Source organism: Brevundimonas nasdae (genome assembly GCF_019395145.1).
GTDB lineage: Bacteria > Pseudomonadota > Alphaproteobacteria > Caulobacterales > Caulobacteraceae > Brevundimonas > Brevundimonas nasdae.
In genome coordinates, this window is sequence record NZ_CP080034.1 from 1,198,913 (window position 1) to 1,216,885 (window position 17,973).

The window sequence follows — 17,973 nt, forward strand, 5'->3', positions numbered from 1 at the left end:
TCAAGGCACGCCAGAGTCCGTTTGGTCCGCCATTAGGATCGTTGCGGCCGAAGGCGGGCAAATGCCCAGAGAAGAGCTCTGGACCTGGCTTAATCCGCCCTACAAAGAGAACGGCGGCGAACGTCCCCGCGGTTCGGCGGATAAGCAGACCGTCAGCGCCGCCTCCAGTTTGGACCTCCTCGTCCAGGACGGATCGATCTACCGCCTAGGCGCGAACGTGCTCGACAGTTACGCCGCCTATGCGGACGAGGTCCACGATCGCCTCGTCGACCTCGCCCCCGACCATGCCGACTACATCGTCCTGGAGACCTTCGCCTGGCTCGGCCTAACCGCCGACGGATCAAGCTCTGAGTGGGCGGCGGCTGGCGATTTTGCCGATCGCGTCGAAGAGGCGCTGGGGGATCCCACCGCAGGCGATGCGCGGCGTTTCAACAGCACCAAACAGGCCTCGTGGCGACGGTGGATCAGCTTTCTTGGATTGGGGTCAAACCTCCCCTTGAACCAACTCAGCTTCCAACCAGGCGTTACCCGGCGCCTTGAGATCGAACTGCGACGAGCCGAGCTTCCCTATGACACCCCGCTGGAAATTGATGGAGTGCTCAACACCCTAGGACAGCGGATGCCCTATCTCGACCGTGGGCGCCTCCGGTCCGCCGTCGCCAAGCGGTGCGGGCTGATGGATGATCCCGCTCGCCTTTCTTATGTCATGAGCGCGGCTCTGCGAGACCTGCATGATGAGGGGATTATCGAACTCGAGCGGCGCGGGGACGCCATCGGATATGTCGACCTCACCCATGACCCATTCCACAAGATCCAGTCTGTGCTTACCCTCACGCTGAAGGATCAGGCCAATGGCTGATGGCTTCGCCGTACCGTGCTGGACGCGTGAAAACGCCGACGCCATTCTTCAGACACAGGCTTTGGCGGCTCAAGACGCCATCTTCCTGGCGACCCACTCGCCGGTCCGAGACTTCGATGGCGCATCTGAGAAGTTCGACCTTCAGTCGCCTACCCAGGAAGGGCTGCTTGAGACCTTGGCGAGCCCAACCCGTCGCCACGCCTTCTGCGTCGTCCAGGGTGAACCAGGGTCAGGCAAGTCGCACCTTATCAGATGGCTTCAGGTCAACTGGCCGAACCCAAACGATTTCGTACTGCTGATCCAACGCGCCGACGGCTCGCTCCTTGGCGCCCTCAACCAACTTCGCAACAAACTGCCGAGGGAACTCGGGCACCTGTTCGACCGCCTCGGCCAGCGACATGCGGCAGGCCTCGAAGGACGGGCGTTCCAGTTTCTGACCAATCTCGGCGCCATGTTGACGGTCAACTACTTTGACGATCCGCCTGAGGACATTGAATGGTGTCGTGAGTTTGAGCCCGACAAGCTGATCCTCGCCGCCCAGGTGCGTGAGAACTGGCAAGGTCCCGCGCGGGTGCTCGGTATTATGAATGGCGGCGAAGACCGCAACTCAGCCTCCGCGACCTTCGATATTCCTGACGTCCTGGAAATTGCCGAAATCTGGCACACCCACTCCGCCGGAGATTCAGAGAAAGCCCAACGACTGGGCCGCAAACTCTCAACAGAGAGCAGTCACATCGAGGAGGCTCGCAACGCAGGCCGCAGTTTCGATGAGATCCGCACCGAATGTGCGGAGAAGATCCCAAACACGCTGCAGATGGTGCAGGCTCTAAACGCGCGGCGGAACCAAGCGGTCCAGGATGTGCTCGGGGTCTCAGCCGACGCATTGAAGCAGTTGTTCATGGACCTCAGGCTGGAACTTGCCCGACAGGACGAAGCCAAGCCCCTCGAGGAGCGTCGTCGCCTCGTGCTTCTGCTCGAAGACGTGACGATGTGGGAGGGGTTGGACGACAGCCTGATCGACGCTTTGGTCGCCGACGCCACCCTACGCGACGGCGATGTCTGCCCGTTGATCTCCGTGATCGGTTTGACGACTGAATACTACCGCCAACTCAAGAACAACTATCAGCAGCGGATCACCCATTCGATCCGCCTCGGCGTCAGTTCCGAGGGACAGGTCAAGCAGATTGCGACCTTGGGGACGGGGGACCGCACCCGCTTCGTCAGCCGATACCTCTCTGCTGTCCGCGCGGGCGTCGACCAACTGCAGGACTGGCGCGATGCCTATCGGACGGATCAGAACCTTGCGCCGCCAAATCCCTGCGAAACCTGCCCCCGGCTTAATCCGTGCTTCAATGCCTTTGGGGACATCGACGGGGTCGGGCTGTTTCCCTTCACGGCCGAGGCGATCGATGGCTTCTATGAAGCCCTGAAACCGGACGATCACGGTCAAACCCACCGTACGCCCCGCGGTATGCTTCAAGGCGTTCTCAATCCTACCCTCCTTACGCCGGAACGAATGACGGCCGGCGCCTACCCCGGCCCGGAGATCGAGTCCCGCTACCTCGAGCAACCGCTGCTGGACGCGTCTTTGAGGATGGTGATCCAGAACCACGCCGAGGACCCTCAGACCGAAGTTCGTTTGACCCGCTTAATGCGGTACTGGGGAGACAGACGGCCACACCTGACCTCGGAGGACGGCTTCGAGCGCTATGCTGGCGTGCCGCGTGAGGTTCTCGAAGCCTTCGCCCTGCCTTGGCTCGGCGCGGGCCAATCTGCGACTACAGTCGCTCCGGAGAGGCCTATCGCTCCCTCGATTGGCAAGCCGGAAGCCGGTCCCGACCGACCGGCGGAAACCGCCGAAACGCCGACCCGTCCGCTCGCTCCGCCACGCCCACGACCAGTTACTCCCGTTCGGCCGACGAATGAGCCGAAGGCCGCAACCAAAAAAGACCTTCAGCGCATGCTCGATCAGATCGAGACTCTGCGCAGTGACGGCATCCTTCCGAGTTCGTCAGAGTGGAACGGCATAGTCTACGCCGCCCTCAAAGAGATCGATCCGCGGCGACTGGACACGGACCGCCGCACGTTCGAGCAGGTGTTCACAGGCGAGAACGTCAAGATCGCGGGGACCGGACTCGCCCGGGCCACACATTTTGTCGTCCCGCGCGAGACCTGGCTCATCGATGGCCTAGAGGCCTATGTACGCCTGCGCGCCGACGACGATCTGACGAGCAATCAAATAGAGTTCCACCGACGACGCTTGGCGACGCTGGGGAGGAGATTGGAGCAAGGGGCCGGCGCGCATCTCGACCGCGTGTTGCCGAGAACAGCGGACGGGCGGCGATGGTCTCCGGCGGCGGCGGCGACCCAGGCCTTGGCGGCCCGGGCCTGGCTTCGGGGCGGCGCTCTCCCGACAGCGACGAGTGCGGCGCAATGGACTGCGCTCCTGAGCGACGAGGACGAACCAACCACGACGCCAAGCGTGCGGACCTCCGCTTGGCAGGATGCACTCAATGCGAGCGACAGGCGCCACGCTGAAGTCCGCAACGCCCTCCGACTGATGATCAGCCTGCCGCAGGGAAACGCTCAGGGCCGTGGCTTGGCGGACGCAAGCATGGCGGCCCAGGCGCTTGCAGATCTGCGCCGAACTCTCAAGTTTTCACCCGGCGTCGAGGCGTCAACTCAGGACCTCCTGTTCGCCGACTGGCGCGGCGCACGAGCGATCTTCGACCAGATGGCGCCGCACCTGCCCCGTATTCCAAAGGCGGAAGCGGACATGATGCGAGATCGCGCCACACGGTTGTTCGCCTTGTTGCGCGGCCGGGCGCCCCGTGACCATGACACCCGCCTCAGCGACCTAATCGACAGGGTCAGCCGGCAGATGCTCGGCAAGGCGAGCACCGAAGTTCGCGCCTGGGACGACGAGCATCGCAAGCAAGCACGATTGTTTGACGGGTCCGCGCACGACCGGTTGATCGACGTGCTTTGGCGGTTATCTCCAGACGGTGGCGATCTGCCAGTGGACGCCGCCGGCCTCGCGTGGCTGATCGAGGCGCCCGCGGGCGATCTATCGAGCGCTCTGGACCTCTTCAATCGCGGCGAAACCGCAGTGAAGGCGCTTCTGCCTCACGTCCAGGACCTGGTCGCAGACGCTGCAAAATCCGTCGATATCGACGACATTCACAAGGCGGGCAAAGATTTGGCCGACGCCGCTCAAACAGCGCGTGCAAAGCTCCAAGGTGCGGATCAATGACCGACGTTCTCGACCTATTGGAGGATCTCGAGCCCCGCATCGCCTCGGCGAAGAAGAGCATCGCTTTCGGCGACGCCGCCGAACGCGCGCGTAGGCCCGTCGAACAGGCGCCCCGTCACGCAGCGCTGCTCCTGCGTCTCGTCCAGTGCGTCGAGGATTTAGATGGCTTCGCCGACGCCGCCCTTCGGCAGAGAATTGGGAAGGCCATCGCGGTCGCTGACGACCTTGGCGGCAGCCTGGGAACTGCAGCTAACGCTGATGACCTCGACGGCGTTGCCATCGACTACGCTCAGATGAACCAAGCGCTTTCGGGGCTGACTGACCGGATCAAGGACCACTGGTCAAACCTTGTGAACAGCGACTTTAATGGCCTGATTGCGGTCGGAGAACTCCTTGGGAAGATATCTGGCGCCGAGGCCATCGGGGCGGAACTGGTCAAGATCGGCCAGGAGGCGCGAGCGCTCACTGAGCCGAACACGAGTCAGGACCGTCTGATCGACTGGGCTCCGGCGCTTAGGACCCGCCGCTCTAGCACTCTGGAGGCGATGCGGGCCTTCACCGGCCAGGCGGAGGTCGACGACTTCCTCGCCGCTGTCGTGATGCAGACCGCCACACTCAGCTTGGTGACGCCGACCGTTCTAAGTTGGCTGAACGACCGGAACGCCCTCAGCGCGTTCAATGTGCGTGGCTAAGAGGCCTCGCACAAGAAGCGCGCCACGAGGGTCCGGCTCGTCGACGCCTCCATCAGACCTTCGCTCATGATGTCGCTTGGTCGATGGACGCAGGCCGGGCAACCGTCGACGCAAAGGCGAGCGCTCAAGCGATACACCTGATCCGCCAAACGACCGCGAGGGCTAAGGCCTTCGACCTGTAGCCCCTCCTCTACGGCGCCATAGGCGGCCAACAGTCGCCCAAGCACCGCCCCTTCATTCTGCTCAGCGGCGTTCACCGCAGCACTGGTGACTTCCCAAGCGCTAGGCGCTCGTCCCAAGCGCGTGTGAAGTTCCTCGCTCGCGGAGCGAACGGCGCCAGCCACATCATAGAGATCGAACCGCTCCGCCCCGATCGCCTCGACCCCGTACAGAATGCGGAGGAGACCGGCCGGCAAAGGCGCGTCGGCATCCAGCCCCAACGGCTCGGCAATGGTCCGCAACTGGTCTAGGTCATTGGGATTTAGGCCACGCCAGAGGGTATGGCATTCCTCCATCGCAAAGAAACGAGTCAACGCCGCGTCCTCACGGGCATTGGGGCAGTCTGTGAGGAAGCCGTCGCGCCAGTGTTGAGCGGCCTGCGCGCTGCGATCTAGGAAGGCTCGGGTCGTACCGTCGCCGTTATTGCCGACCTCGCAGACTGTGATGTCGTCGTTGCTCTCCGGGTCCGTGCCGAACTGGATCGGCAAGGTGACATGGGCAAGGACCTTGCGGTCGTCACCGTGACCAAGGAGCACGAAGCTGTCTTTCAGCCTTAGCGCGAGGCTATGCAGCAGGGTGGAGCGCACCCAATCGCCAAGTTTAGCCTCGTCGTCGGCGTCACGCAGGGCTGACGAGAGGACGGGGTGCATGCGCGCATCACCAAAGGCCTCCGCGACCTTCTCTACCCGATCAGCCGACAGGAGTGGATGGCAGGTCAACAGATCTGCGCGAACAGCCTCGAAAAGGGCGGCGATATCGCCGGCGTTCCAAAGGAAGGCCGCCCGACGAAGACGGTCGGCATAGGCGGGTACGGCCAAGGCGCTGACAATGATCTCGCCTGCACGGCGCATCTGGAACATGTTCAGTCCCAGCGCCTGGGCGCCGCTTTCGACCTTCCACCGAACGAAGAGCCCCAACAGGCGCTTCTTGGCCTGCGGATCTCCTGACAGACGCGCCAGTTCGGCGGCGACGAAAGCGTCGATCCGATCCTTATTCAGACGGAACCGCACGCCTTCAGTCTGAACATGATAGCCATGCAGCGTTGGGCCGGCGCCGGGCGATGTGAACACCTGCGAGACGGGGACCACCTCCCGTGGCGGGCCTGACAGCACGAGCTCCGCGTCGGCGCCCCAAAAGACCCGTGCGAGGCCAAGGCCTGTCGTTTTCCCGCCGATCCCATCCCCCAGGAAGCCATCCAACCGGTCAACCCAAGCCGCCAGACCGGAAACGTTGGAGGGTCGGGCCGCCTCATCGCTCGGCTTGACGATTGGGAAGCCGCGCAGGTGGCTATGGGACTGATGGCTGACCTGCCGGTTGGTCGGTCCCCCCGAGGCTGGGCTCAGTTGATCGGCGCTGTTTAGCTCCCAGTCCGCCACCCAGGTCGCGCCGTGCATCTGCCCCAAGCGCTGAAGCGTGATCTGACGAGGCCGGACATAGAAACTTGAGAGCCCTGGCAGTAATGGTCGCGCTTCAATCGGCAACCGGTCCAGCCAGCCGTTGGCGTCGGCGCCGAATGGCTCCGGCTTCTGAGCGGCTTCGTAGTCTTCCGGTGCGAACCAAGGCGCCAGGCCGGCGGTAGGCGGCCTCCAATCGACCTCCACCGGATGATAGCGACGCGTCGCCGCGCCCGGCGAAAGCGAAGCTGCGGCCAGCGACACATCCTCAGGCCGCGCCGTGGCGTCGTTCGGACGGCGAATATCGAGTTGCGGAAGATTGATGGAATCGAACAGGAGATTAGGCGCCCAGTCGAGTTCGCTCCGCAGTTCTGCGAGCCCACGCGGCGCGCCTGTCCCTCGTCGCTGAGATACAGCGCTGCCCCAAAACTCGCCAATCGTCTGCCCCTGCTCCGCCCAAGCGTCACGCCCGAACACACCCCGCACCATTCCAGCGGCAACATCCAACGCCGCCTTTGGCGGAGAGATCAGATTGAAGGCTCCAAAGCGCCGTTCATGCCGGGCGAAGCCGTCAAGCATGGCCGAGACGATCTGCCCCCTGCGCACAAAATAGTTGTCCGGATTGAGCGGACTGTCGAAGCCGACCGGTTCAAGCATCGTCCACGGCCGACGGAACCACCAACTGTCTCTGCTCGAATAGATTGAAAGCGTGACCGCCGTTATGGGCCGGTCGTCGCTGCCCCGACCTCCCCGCCCCTTTCGCTGGACGAAGCTTGCCAGGTTCTGAGGCGCGTAGTGCTGGTAGACCAGGGTGATGTCCGGGTCGTCGTATCCCACCTCCAGGGATGAGGTCGCGAACACAACATCTGAGGCCTTGATGGCGTCCTCAACCCGCCCCGTCGAGGCTGAGGTCACAGGCCGATCGATAACGCTGAGCGACTGGCCAGGGCGACGAAGGCCGCTCGCCCCGACCTGGGCTGGATCGGTCGCTGCGAAAATCCAGCACTCCCCGCCCTGGAACCGGTCGCAACCGTGTGGTTCACCGCAGCATTCAGACGGCAACTCGCCTGTCGCGGGATCCTCCGGATACTGGCGGGTTCGATAGGCCGCCAGTTTCCGTCCATCCTCGGCATCGGTGTAATCGCCGTGCAATCGACGAACCTTGTCGATGGAGTCCAGGAAGACGACGCTACGGAATCCGCCCTCGTCGTCAGTTCGTCGGCGCATCCCGTGAGCCAAACACATCAGGCTTTGGATGGTCGTCGAAGCCCCTGCGATGTCGGCGCCCCGCGACTCGACCTCAGGCTGGATGAAGTAGAAGTATTCACGCCCGCGCGGATTGGTCTGTTTCTCTTCAGGGCGCGCGGCGAGCGAAAGCACTTGGCTGCGCCCGCAGAGCCGCCCCCACGTCAGAGCGGGGTCGCCAAGGGTGGCGCTCATTCCCACCATAAGCATCGGCGGCGCATCCGGCGCATTGATCGCAACCCGGGCCGCTAGCCGCTGCAGCGCCAGCGCGACCTGGGCCCCATGCACATGGGAGTAGAGGTGGATCTCATCCGCCATAAGCGCCCGAGGCGGCGCAAACTCGGGGTCGTCACCAAATAGCCGACCGGCCTGTGGGTTGTGGAGCCATTGGTGGAGCGAGTCCGTCGTGATGATGAAGAGCGCTGGCGGGGTCGTTCTCAGCCCCCGCTTGCTCCCGATCCATCCACCGAACGTCCAGTCGCAGGCGACGCAGGACAACCGGTCGGCGCCGTCCACGCCGCCTTCGCAATAGAGATGAAGATCCTTCTCGCAACTCGGGCAACCGAACAGCGGGAAGATCAGTTCGCCGTCGCCTAGGGCGCGCCAACCCTCCTCGAGATCCCAGGCCTTCAAACCGTCGAGTTGACTGGGCGTACCCTTGAACTGGATTCCCACGGTGACGATCGGAACCCCCGGTTGGGCCTCCAACATCGCCGCATAGCGTACCAGGCGTTGGGCTTGGTTTGTCGCCAGACGGATCCGGGGATAGGCGAGAATGGCGCGAACGCCGTTCACACCCGCCAGCCGGTCAGCCGCGGCCCCGGCGATCAGCGGCAGAACCGCGGCCTCTGTCTTCCCGGAGCCGGTGTCCGCCGAAATGACCGCCGCCTCGGGACCATCACCGTTCCAAGCGCGCGTCAGCGCTTCCAAGCTCCGACTTTGGAACCCGGCGATCGCCGCGTCGTCTCCCCATAGGGTTTGCAAGCCCCGTCCTAGGGCCCGTAACGCTTGTGCGTGCTCTGCTGTCGCGGTTGCAGCCAGGGCCTCAATCACGTCGGCCAGAGGTTCGCTGCGGACCGGCTTATCTCGATCTCGTAGTTCGACCTTTAAGCTTCTCACGAGGAAAGGCCGCTCATCGGCGTCGTCGCGTGCAAACCTCTGTTTGACGTAGCGAACCTCGCGCGCGAGTTCCGCCATCCGACTACGGATGCGTCCATCCCCCGCCATCAGGACCCATCCGGCCGCCTCGAGGCGTCCGAGCGCCTGCTGGACGGCTGATCGCGAGAAGGGCGATCCATCAGCCAAGCTGGCGGTCGACGTCCACCCTTCAAATACTCCGAAGTTGATCCGCTTCGCCTCGATATCCTCCAGCAGGTTCAGCACCTGGAAGTCGGCGTCTGAAAGCTCCGGCGCGGGCGGCGGCGCAGGCGGCGGCTCGGCCGTTTCACTCCCGATCCACTCCAGCCGTAGCTTGTCCCCTTCGCTGGTGTATCGAACCAGGGCATCGTCACGGAGACGATCAAACACGGGTCGTGCCAAATCGCGCCCCTCAGGGCTCACCCAAGCGAACTGGCGACGCACGTCCTCATAGAGCGAGGGCTTCTTGCCACGTCGCGCCTGATTGATGACTTCCTCGGCCCGGCCTCGGACTGTGTCGAAATCGACTGGGAATATCCGGCGCGCCGGTTCGAGCGGCCTGGCGACCCAAAAACCGCCGCGAGCGCTGGCCTGATGACGGAGCTCCACCAATCCGTTGGCTTGGAGCCGCGCCAATCCAGGCAAGACCGGCTTACGCCCCAATCGCGCCTCGAGTTGGAAGTCAGAGGCGGTGCCATAGGCGCTCGCCAGAGCCAAATCGCGGACCGCTTGCAGCAGATGACGATCCGCATCGGTCAGAGCCTGAGCCTCCTGCCGAACTTCGATCAACTCCCTTACAGGCGGGTCGAGGAGTTCGGACGAGTCGTCAAAGCCAGCCAATCGCACCTGAACCTTGATCTGAGCCCCGGTGCTATCGACGACGACGACCTCCCGGGTCACATCCGCGCCGAAGACGAATTCACGGAGCAGTTCCGCCTTGTTCATCTGTTCCTGATCGACCGGCGCGGCGTCCAATAGGCGGCGGCTGATCAGAACGATCAGTTTGTGCCTTGCACGTGTGATCGCGACATTGAGGCGTTCTGGCGCGAAGATGAAGTCAGCCTCAGCGAGCGCGAACTCCGTATCGGCGACGGCATAGGAGAAGACGACGGCGTCCCGCTCCTTCCCCTGGATCCGGTCCACAGTTTCGACAAAGGCGTTTGGGCGCAGCGCCGTCGCAAGCGCCGCTCTGATGGCCCCGTTTTGAGCGCGGTGCGGGCTGACTGCAGCCATGCGCTCGCGCCACAACTCCGGTCGGAAGGCGCCCTCGGCGTCCCGAACGTCAGCCATCCGCTCGGCGAGTTTCTCGAGCAACCGAGCGCTTGCCCAGGCTTCGAACGGATTATTGCTCGCCGCAGGCGGGCCGTCATGGACAAGGATTGCGACGGGCCAGTCGGGATCCAAGACGTAGGACTCCCACGGGTCTAGCCCCTCTCGCCAATCAGGCCGTAGGGCGAGCCTGGATTCGCGAACGGCGTCCGCAGATCGGTACTGGCCTGTGTAGAAGGATTTCTCCGGGAAAGCCGTCAGCGGTCCATTGAGGCGGAAGGTCTCATCTAGCGCAAACTCAGGGGCGCCGGCAGACTTCATAAAGGCGTAGAGCGATCCCCCCAACTGGCGTCCCGCCACATCGACGTCGCGTCCTGCGCGGATCGGCGGGAGTTGGCGGTCATCACCTGCGACGACGATCCGACCGTCGGGCTTCAAGCCGGCCAGCGCCATAAGCCCCTGGCTCAAAACGACTTGCGACGCCTCATCGATGCACACGAGGTCGAAGATCGGCGCGACATGGCCATCGCCAGGAGCGTTCTTGTGAGACAACAGCTTGTGGAGTTGCCAAACCGAGGCGCCGACCACCACCGCCTCCGCGGAGAGGTCGCGAAACGCTGCATCGCCCTCCGCTTTGGCAACGGATTCCCTGTGTTTGATCTGGTCAGACAGGCCTGCTGGCGGCTTCGCCCCAAGAAAATGGGTGTCGAGTTCATCGGGGGCGACGATGGCGGCCCGCGAAGCGATACTGTCGAGCAGATTGCCGATAGCGTTTCGGGTGAAGGCGCTGACGAAGACACGCGCTGGCAATCCAGCGGCCCGCCGCGCGAGGATGTAGCCAACGATCTGCCAGGCCAGCAGGTGGGTCTTGCCCGTTCCCGGAGGGCCCAGCACCAAGCCCGCACGGGCCGGCGCGAGTCCACGCCATGCTGCGATCTGAGCGTCGCGGAGAGGGGGGCCGGCCCCTTCGGCGAGGAGAGGCACAGTGATCCCGTCGAGCGCATCCAACCAAATCTGCGGATCAGTCGCGCCCGCCGCGAAGCTCTCGGGGTCGGTGAGAAAACGAAGGATGTAGTCGCGTGTCGTCATGCCGCTTGGCCTGCTGCTAGATGGCGCAGGAAGCGCTCGGACTTGATCGTATTCACATCAAAGAACGGCCGATCGAGGTGCCAACCGTTCATCGGCGTCGTTCTCAGCAGATCCTGGAAGACCGCGCCTTCATAGACGTGACGTCGCACAACGACCTTGACGATATAGGGGAAGGCCAGATCTGTTTCGCTTGGCGCTAGAATTCGCGCCTCGACTAGGGGCCAGGACGAGACATCAAGGCGGTGATCCGGCGCATCGTCGGTTAGGATCAGCTTGAAGTCGTTTGGCCCAAGATCCGTTTCCTGACTGACAGGCGGAATTCGGAACACCATCAGCTTGTCCTGCCCGAAAGGCGTGGTCCGCATCAGTTCCAGGCCCGCCATACACCGTCCCGCGTCGCGCCGCCGGCTGGCCGGTTGCGCAAGGCCCACGAGCGTCTCCAGCAGCTTGGCTCGGTTCTCGAGGAGCTCGCAGGCGAGAAGGACATCGAGATCCGCTGCGTCCAGGGGATCGAAGGTCTCGTGGAATATGAAGGGTCGCTTGCTCAAACGAAGTAGCGGCCGTCCCTCTGCAGCAGATCGATCATGTTCGGCGTAGAGCCAGCCGATAACCCCTTGAAGCGCGTCGAGACGGGCGCCGACATCGTGGGTGATCGCACCGATCGAAGGCGCGTTTGTTGCAGCCTCGCGCAGGCCTCGGATGACATCGATCGACAGCAGTGAAGAGAAGGGGCGCTCAAACGCGGTCACAGGGATGTAGGGCGTCTGCGCCCCCTTCACCGCCAAGGCCTGACTCACCTGTTTCAGGTCATAGGCGACGGCGACCGGAAGAGCGTACAACTGCTCGACGACGCTGCGTACAGCGGTCGCGGGCAAATGGTGCGCGCCTTTGAATTCGGGCTCCGGGACAACGTCCTCAGGCGGGAACAATCGGACCAGGTGCAAGAGACCGGTTCGGATCCGCGGATCTTGGAGATGGCGGCCAACCGCCTTCTCCAGGCTCATCGCTTCAGAGGGTTCATAGAAGAAGATGTGGGCATACAACATCGAGGCTTCGTCGCCTCGATCAAGGGCATCGCGATTGACCCGGTCGATCTCCGTCAGGTCTGCGATCAACCTGCCGAGCACGTCCACAAGTGCATCCGCTTCATCGCGAAGGGACGCGGTAGCGGGAATGCGAACCACCTCCCCCGGAGCCGCCCCAGCCTCGACCCTGCGATATCCCAGCGCCGCGATCCGATCGTCGATAGGATCATAGTCGAGCGACAAGAGCAGCTTCACGTCGGTGCGCGGCGGCATCAGGAAGCTGTGCTCGTCCTCGGTCCTTAAGACCTCGCCATCGCTCAAGGCCTTGGCCCTTGCGATCAATCTCGGCGCATTCCGGGTCAGCGACCAACCGGCGCCGGGAGCCTTCGCGAGGCCATGCGCAGTTGCGAGCGCGCCGACTGTGTCTATTCCCATGCGCGTCAGTGCGCGTTTGGCTTCGTGGCTGACGCCTGGAACTGCCGAAACGTCCCGCGCTCCCCCAAGGCTCGGTTCGATTGTCTGAACACAATGGTCCAGAAAGGCGCACTGCTCGCACTTGAAATAGAGGTGATGGAAGGTTTGATCGGATCGGCCGATCCCAATCCGCTTCTCGGCGATTTTCGGCAGCATCTGCGCGCAAAACTCGTCGACCTGTCGAAGATAGGGTCGAAGGTGAAAGACCTCAGCCTGCCATCGATCGCCATCGGCGGTCCCATCGTCGGGAATCCGCCAGACCTCGCCCTCGCGATCGAGAACGACACGGCCAGTCACGCCGATTTCGGCGAGGCGTTCTTCAAGGACGCGCACATAGAACGCGACCTGGCTCTTATGAAACAAGGTCGCGCGCCGCGTCGCCTTGACGTCGATCACCGTAAATCGGACCCGCCCATCCGGTAGAACGTCTCGTCGCAGGAGGTCAGCGATATTGCGGTTGAGGTTTAGCCCCGTTCCCTCCAGGAATCTGGGAATGCGGCCTGGTTTGAGATTGATCTGCGCCGCATAGGTTTCGGACCGTTCGCCCCGAAGGAAGGCAAGCGTCAGACGCTCGGATAGGCTTTCATTAGGATTGGCGGGGCGCAGAACTGACGCCTCTGACGCCAACCGTGCGACGACGCGCTCTTCAAACTGGTTGCCGAGCGTCGCCCAACGGGCCTCGCGCACATCCTTGACGACGGGAACAGCTGCAAGTTCCGCGTCAGTCGAAAGTTCGTACCGGACCTTTCGCTCGCAGCGATACTGGAACCACGACTTCACCGTGGATGCGCTAAAATTTTTCAAAGCCTTGGCCGCTCCCCAACAGCCGATTCTTGGCTGCCCTACCCCAAGCTGTCGCCAGCCCCACGGCCCGTCAAGCGCTAGCCTGCCGCTCGCGGCACGAGTGTTCGATCACGACCTCAAAAGCGCCACCGCTGTTCGATCAGCGCCCACCGACGGTCCGACGCCAAGCTACCGATTGACCACCGCTCCGAAGCAGCGGAATCCCCTTATGATGACCTACGCCGTCAAAGAAGCCTTCCTGACGATCCAGGGCGAGGGCGGGCAAGCCGGCCGCCCGGCTGTCTTCCTCCGCTTCGCCGGTTGCAACCTCTGGAACGGCCTAGAGCGGGATCGCGCATCGGCGGTCTGCACCTTTTGCGACACAGATTTCGTCGGCACGAATGGCGACGGTGGCGGAAAATTCTCGACCCCAAATCAGGTCGCTGATCACGTCGCCGCATTTTGGCGGACAGACGCCGCTGACCACCGGCTTGTGGTCTGCACCGGCGGAGAGCCCCTCCTCCAACTCGATCCTCCGTTGATCGCAGCCTTGAAAGCCAGGGGCTTCTCTATCGCCGTCGAGACCAACGGCACCTTGAGCGCTCCAGCGGGGATCGACTGGATCTGCGTTAGTCCGAAGGCCGCAGCGCCCGTCGTTCAACTCACTGGCGCGGAGATGAAGCTTGTCTTCCCCCAACCTCTGGCGATGCCGGAGCGGTTCGAACATCTGGAGTTTGAGCGATTTTGGCTCCAGCCGATGGACGGTCCGGATCAGGCCGCCAACACGGCCGCCGCGATCGAGTACTGCCTCGCTCATCCGCAGTGGCGCCTCAGCGTGCAGACCCACAAGTACATCGGGGTCCGTTAGCGGGAAGCCCAGTATCCGCGTCGGCGCCGCTGCGCCTCGGCCTGCTCGTCCCCGTAGGGATTGGCATAGCCCGGATCTGAGATAGCCAGACCCTCACGAACCAAGATCCCCCCCAGATCCCCGGCGGACACCCTGCAGGTCGCGACGTGACGTCCGTATCGGTCAGTATCCAGAACGGTGCAGACTGCGCCCTGCGAAGCGAGTTCGCGGGCCCGAACGGTAGCGCGCGGCCCCCAAGGGCGGGCTGCCGCCGAACAAGCCCATATGGTCGGCCTTTGACGGCAGCGGGTGTAGGGCGAAACTTCGGCTGCATCGATACCCTGCAGCCTTACACGTTGGGTCTCGCCGCTCTGGAGGCGGCAGCGACCGCTGTCGCCATCGGACATCAAGAGAGAGGTGCAGACGAGAACGGCGGCGATCATGACGCCGCCATGCCGCGATTCTCATTAGTCTGTACGCAAGCGCCGGTGCGTCGCCGTTCTATAACGCGCCCAGGCTGCTCAATAGACGGGTGAAGTCCGGAACTGCCGCCTTAGTGCGCTCAAGGGCGGAAGTGATTTTTACCGTCATGGGTGCGTAGTCGGCGGTTTCGACACTATCGATCATCTCCGCATAGACGGGCGTACAATCGGTTTGAAAATGGGCGGAGGCCGTCCAGATGAACCCGTAACCGGCGAGAGTTTCAGCCTCCTGCCTCGCCGCGATTTTCCAGGGAGGCCGCGGTCCCTTGTACTGAAACCAAAGAGCGGTTCGCGCGCCGCCGGCGCCCAACAAACCCAGGAGTTCAAAATAGTGACCGAGGTCGACGTTGTCAGGCCCTGCAGCGAGGGAAAACGCCGCTTTAGGCACGCCGTCGCCATCCCACGGCTTGGGCCAAACCCGAAGATCGCCCTTCGGATCAAACTCTCCAAGCCAGCCATTAGATGCCGCCCAAGCTCGCAGCGTCGTCGCTTGCGCATCCCACAACAAGGACTGCAACTGATCCATCCGCGTCGCCGCAGCGTCGAGGTCGACGACGCTCTCGACGATCAACCGATCGAGGTCAGGATTGTTCATCTAGGCCTTCTCAAAGCGAGTGATGTACTCGGCGAACTGGATCGCCGATTGTCGATCGTAGGCATTGGGCACTGCGTCAGAGGCCGCCATCAAGGCGCCGGCCGTCCGGCGCCAATCGATCCAGACGCAGGTGTCAGGCAGCAAGGTCAATGACGGCGCAAGATAGATCACCGCATGCCGCAGCTTGCTTCTAAGGGAGGCCGAACGCCTGGCCGCTTCAGCATAGCGTCCCAACTGGTCCGGTTGCAGATTGGCATCCACCTTGACCTCGATGAAGAGCACGAAGTCATCCCCCTCAAGGGATATGTCCACCCGGTCCGCCTGATCCGCCAATGGGCACACCTCGACCGCACTACGCCGGAGTAGGCGAAGATCAAACTCCGTCGCGGTTTCGCCGGCGGCCTCTCGCCAGAGCGCCGCAGCGAACGGGATGGCCATTCCGTGCGATGCGAGCGGATTGAGCCACCACCCAGCACCTTGGAGATCCGCACTTCGTCGCGACCGAGTCCCGCGGTCTCCCAGACATTCCCGGCCGGAGAACGGGACCGTTGCTCGTTCAACCGACTGGCAAGCGTGCTGACGACCACGCTCATCCGGTCGGTCGTCACAGATGGCTGCTGGACCCCGGGCCCCGGCCGATTGACGTCGCGAAAAGCCCCAAGAAACGTGCGCAGTCGCTCGACTTCGGATCGCTCACGCATGGCCAACGACTGGCCAGCTCCTGTCAACCGTTCTGTCTCTTGGGACTGCAATCGAAGGCTTTCAGTGCGTGGGGGAGCGGGACTGTCGCACCGTGTCGCCGTCACGCGCAAGCTTGGTGACTGACCTAGACTTTCCCGGCGGCGAAATCAGTTCGACAGCGCCGCGGCGACCTTCTCGGAAATATCGCGGAGGTCATTCCTCATCCCGGGCAGGCTGATAGGTCTGACACCAGCGCCGCCCAACCCCATGTCCCACGCCATCAAGGGCGCTAGAGTCGCTCGTTTCCCTTCGAGTCGCAGGGCGTAATGGACGGCGAGGGTTTTTCCGCCAGGACGAAGCACGATCACACGCGGTCCGGGATAGTATACAGGCTCAAAACCGGCGTCCCGCAAACGGCTAGTGACGAGGTCAGTCCGGTTTTCCGCCTCGTCGGGACCTGCCTCCCGAAGCAACACCGAGATTGCCGCCGCATCATAGAGCATAGGGTTGCCCACGCTGCCTACTCCGCCCGTGTAACCGCCAAGGTAGGCGTTAGTGTACTTTGCGGAGGCGCATCCGCTTGCTGACAGCCCCAGACACCCAACCGCAGCAAGTAAGGAGGCCTGTCGCTTCATATCCAGCATGGCGCACCATCCGTACCCTTCACGGCCTTGTCGACGACAAAGCGTGCGCTCTCCTCATTGAACGCCGCCGCTGCCGAACAACGCGTCAGCCAAGCCGCATAGCCGTCTGCGTCAACCTGTGAACTCCCGGTCGTTTGATAGAAGGCGTCGAGCAGAAAACCCGCTTCCACCGCATCAAGGTCAGGCATGAGGCGGCCCACCCTCTCGACGAGGATCTTAAACGCCTCTTTTGACGGCCTGCGCCGGAATGCCTCGCGCTCGCTGAGGGCGCCCAACGCATTCACAAGTTTGGCTGCGTCCTGTTGCGCCTCGCCGAGTTCGCTCTGCACGACTTGAGGGTCGGTGAGACGACGGACGATTTCGTTAGAGCGCGTCCTCACGATCTGCGGCACCGCAAGATCCGCTGTTAGAACCGTAGTCAGGATGAAGGGGGAACTCTGAACCACGCCCGCGTCGTTCAGAACGCGATTCAGGCGATGGTCATACTGATACGAATGCGACCAGTAGTCGTTCGTCTCACCGCAAGGCGGAGCAGTGATCAGCATGCCGCCCGTCTGCAACACCCCGAGAGGCATGCCGCCGGCTTCGCCCAGAAGGTGGGCGCCGTAGAGTTGGAAGGTGAAATCCACCAGCGAACGGTTGTGGTCATTGGCAAGCACCTGGTCGGCTGCGAGCGCGCCGATGCTGACGATCGGTGCGGCGCCGGCAGCGCCGATCATGCTCGTGATCGTGTCAGACGATGAGCGGATTTGGCCGAGCAGCGCCCCGACGGCAGTATTCCGCTCGGCGGAGACATCGACTAACCGCAACCTAAAGTAGGGTGGGTATTTCGCATCCCAGGCGTCGCTGCTGTAGACGAGCAAGTCCTGGAAAGTGAGCAATTCGCCAGGCGATACATCCCGCTGGTACCAGACCGCGATAAAATCCTGCTTCTCCGCCGAGGTCGACACGTCGAGAAGCACGGCGACGTCTCGGCCTCGCGGAAACAGGATGTCGCTCGCCCGAGGTGAACAAGTTCGCAGGTCGGCGGGTATGAAGGCCCGCGACGCTACGATGGCGACCGGCTGTCGGTTGCGTACCGATCGGCGGACCCCAGGCGTCGTGGCATCCGCACCCGCGGACGCTGCCATCTCATAGCCCTCCTTGAGGGCTGCGAAGCGCGCCTCGTCGGGCACCGGCTCCATAAAAAGAACCTTGTTTGCGCTGTACACAGGCGTCTGGACTGCGCTTGTGTTTGTCCAAGGCAGGTCGCTTCGAAGTGATCCGCAGGCGCCAAGCGCTAACG

General features: G+C 63.1%; 11 protein-coding genes. 4 read left to right on the top strand and 7 right to left on the bottom strand.

Translation table 11 applies throughout. The features are described from left to right. Window positions 1–61: 61 nt before the first annotated feature. The 3 genes from KWG56_RS05875 to KWG56_RS05885 are packed head-to-tail and all read left to right on the top strand — an operon-like array spanning window position 62 to window position 4,804. Window positions 62–859, top strand: a complete 798-nt coding sequence (locus KWG56_RS05875) for a hypothetical protein (protein WP_219354083.1) — start codon at window positions 62–64, stop codon at window positions 857–859. Beyond that, on the top strand, window positions 852–4,112 hold the full coding sequence (locus KWG56_RS05880; protein ID WP_219354084.1) for a hypothetical protein: 3,261 nt from the start codon (window positions 852–854) through the stop codon (window positions 4,110–4,112). The genes KWG56_RS05875 and KWG56_RS05880 overlap by 8 nt, the downstream gene beginning before the upstream one ends. Then, window positions 4,109–4,804, top strand: coding sequence for a hypothetical protein (locus KWG56_RS05885; RefSeq protein ID WP_219354085.1), 696 nt, complete (start codon window positions 4,109–4,111; stop codon window positions 4,802–4,804). The genes KWG56_RS05880 and KWG56_RS05885 overlap by 4 nt, the downstream gene beginning before the upstream one ends. Here the strand turns inward: KWG56_RS05885 and KWG56_RS05890 are convergent. Next, window positions 4,801–11,157, bottom strand: a complete 6,357-nt coding sequence (locus KWG56_RS05890) for an AAA domain-containing protein (protein WP_219354086.1) — start codon at window positions 11,155–11,157, stop codon at window positions 4,801–4,803. The genes KWG56_RS05885 and KWG56_RS05890 overlap by 4 nt on opposite strands. Then, window positions 11,154–13,436, bottom strand: a complete 2,283-nt coding sequence (locus KWG56_RS05895) for a hypothetical protein (RefSeq protein WP_219354087.1) — start codon at window positions 13,434–13,436, stop codon at window positions 11,154–11,156. Before KWG56_RS05895 ends, KWG56_RS05890 begins: the two co-directional genes overlap by 4 nt. A gap of 235 nt (window positions 13,437–13,671) precedes the next feature. Here KWG56_RS05895 and queE point away from each other — a divergent pair, with 235 nt between their 5' ends. After that, window positions 13,672–14,307 (top strand): 7-carboxy-7-deazaguanine synthase, encoded by a 636-nt coding sequence (gene queE / locus KWG56_RS05900; RefSeq protein WP_219355210.1) that lies wholly within the window; start codon window positions 13,672–13,674, stop codon window positions 14,305–14,307. Here the strand turns inward: queE and KWG56_RS19040 are convergent. The 5 genes from KWG56_RS19040 to KWG56_RS05925 form a co-directional block, all read right to left on the bottom strand. Continuing rightward, complete coding sequence (locus tag KWG56_RS19040) at window positions 14,304–14,729, bottom strand: thermonuclease family protein (RefSeq protein ID WP_219354088.1); 426 nt, start codon at window positions 14,727–14,729, stop codon at window positions 14,304–14,306. The genes queE and KWG56_RS19040 overlap by 4 nt on opposite strands. A 58-nt stretch (window positions 14,730–14,787) precedes the next feature. Beyond that, window positions 14,788–15,363 (bottom strand): hypothetical protein, encoded by a 576-nt coding sequence (locus tag KWG56_RS05910; RefSeq protein WP_219354089.1) that lies wholly within the window; start codon window positions 15,361–15,363, stop codon window positions 14,788–14,790. Continuing rightward, window positions 15,364–15,801 carry a PD-(D/E)XK nuclease family protein gene (locus KWG56_RS19105; RefSeq protein ID WP_219354090.1) on the bottom strand — a complete coding sequence of 146 codons (438 nt, stop codon included), beginning with the start codon at window positions 15,799–15,801 and terminating at the stop codon, window positions 15,364–15,366. Between the two features lie 410 nt (window positions 15,802–16,211). Continuing rightward, window positions 16,212–16,688: a hypothetical protein gene (locus KWG56_RS05920; protein ID WP_219354091.1), complete on the bottom strand. Its 477-nt coding sequence runs from the start codon at window positions 16,686–16,688 to the stop codon at window positions 16,212–16,214. After that, on the bottom strand, window positions 16,676–17,872 hold the full coding sequence (locus tag KWG56_RS05925; RefSeq protein ID WP_219354092.1) for a hypothetical protein: 1,197 nt from the start codon (window positions 17,870–17,872) through the stop codon (window positions 16,676–16,678). The genes KWG56_RS05920 and KWG56_RS05925 overlap by 13 nt, the downstream gene beginning before the upstream one ends. Between the last annotated feature and the right edge of the window lie 101 nt (window positions 17,873–17,973).

What these genes read in the sequence shown, in the direction of transcription:
- KWG56_RS05875 (WP_219354083.1), top strand. Translation starts at nt 62, where the DNA reads ATGCCCAGAGAAGAGCTCTGGACCTGGCTTAATCCGCCCTACAAAGAG.
- queE (WP_219355210.1), top strand. Translation starts at nt 13,672, where the DNA reads ATGACCTACGCCGTCAAAGAAGCCTTCCTGACGATCCAGGGCGAGGGC.
- KWG56_RS05920 (WP_219354091.1), bottom strand. Translation starts at nt 16,688, where the DNA reads ATGCTGGATATGAAGCGACAGGCCTCCTTACTTGCTGCGGTTGGGTGT.
- KWG56_RS05880 (WP_219354084.1), top strand. Translation starts at nt 852, where the DNA reads ATGGCTGATGGCTTCGCCGTACCGTGCTGGACGCGTGAAAACGCCGAC.
- KWG56_RS05910 (WP_219354089.1), bottom strand. Translation starts at nt 15,363, where the DNA reads ATGAACAATCCTGACCTCGATCGGTTGATCGTCGAGAGCGTCGTCGAC.
- KWG56_RS05925 (WP_219354092.1), bottom strand. Translation starts at nt 17,872, where the DNA reads ATGGAGCCGGTGCCCGACGAGGCGCGCTTCGCAGCCCTCAAGGAGGGC.
- KWG56_RS19105 (WP_219354090.1), bottom strand. Translation starts at nt 15,801, where the DNA reads ATGGCCATCCCGTTCGCTGCGGCGCTCTGGCGAGAGGCCGCCGGCGAA.
- KWG56_RS05885 (WP_219354085.1), top strand. Translation starts at nt 4,109, where the DNA reads ATGACCGACGTTCTCGACCTATTGGAGGATCTCGAGCCCCGCATCGCC.
- KWG56_RS05890 (WP_219354086.1), bottom strand. Translation starts at nt 11,157, where the DNA reads ATGACGACACGCGACTACATCCTTCGTTTTCTCACCGACCCCGAGAGC.
- KWG56_RS19040 (WP_219354088.1), bottom strand. Translation starts at nt 14,729, where the DNA reads ATGATCGCCGCCGTTCTCGTCTGCACCTCTCTCTTGATGTCCGATGGC.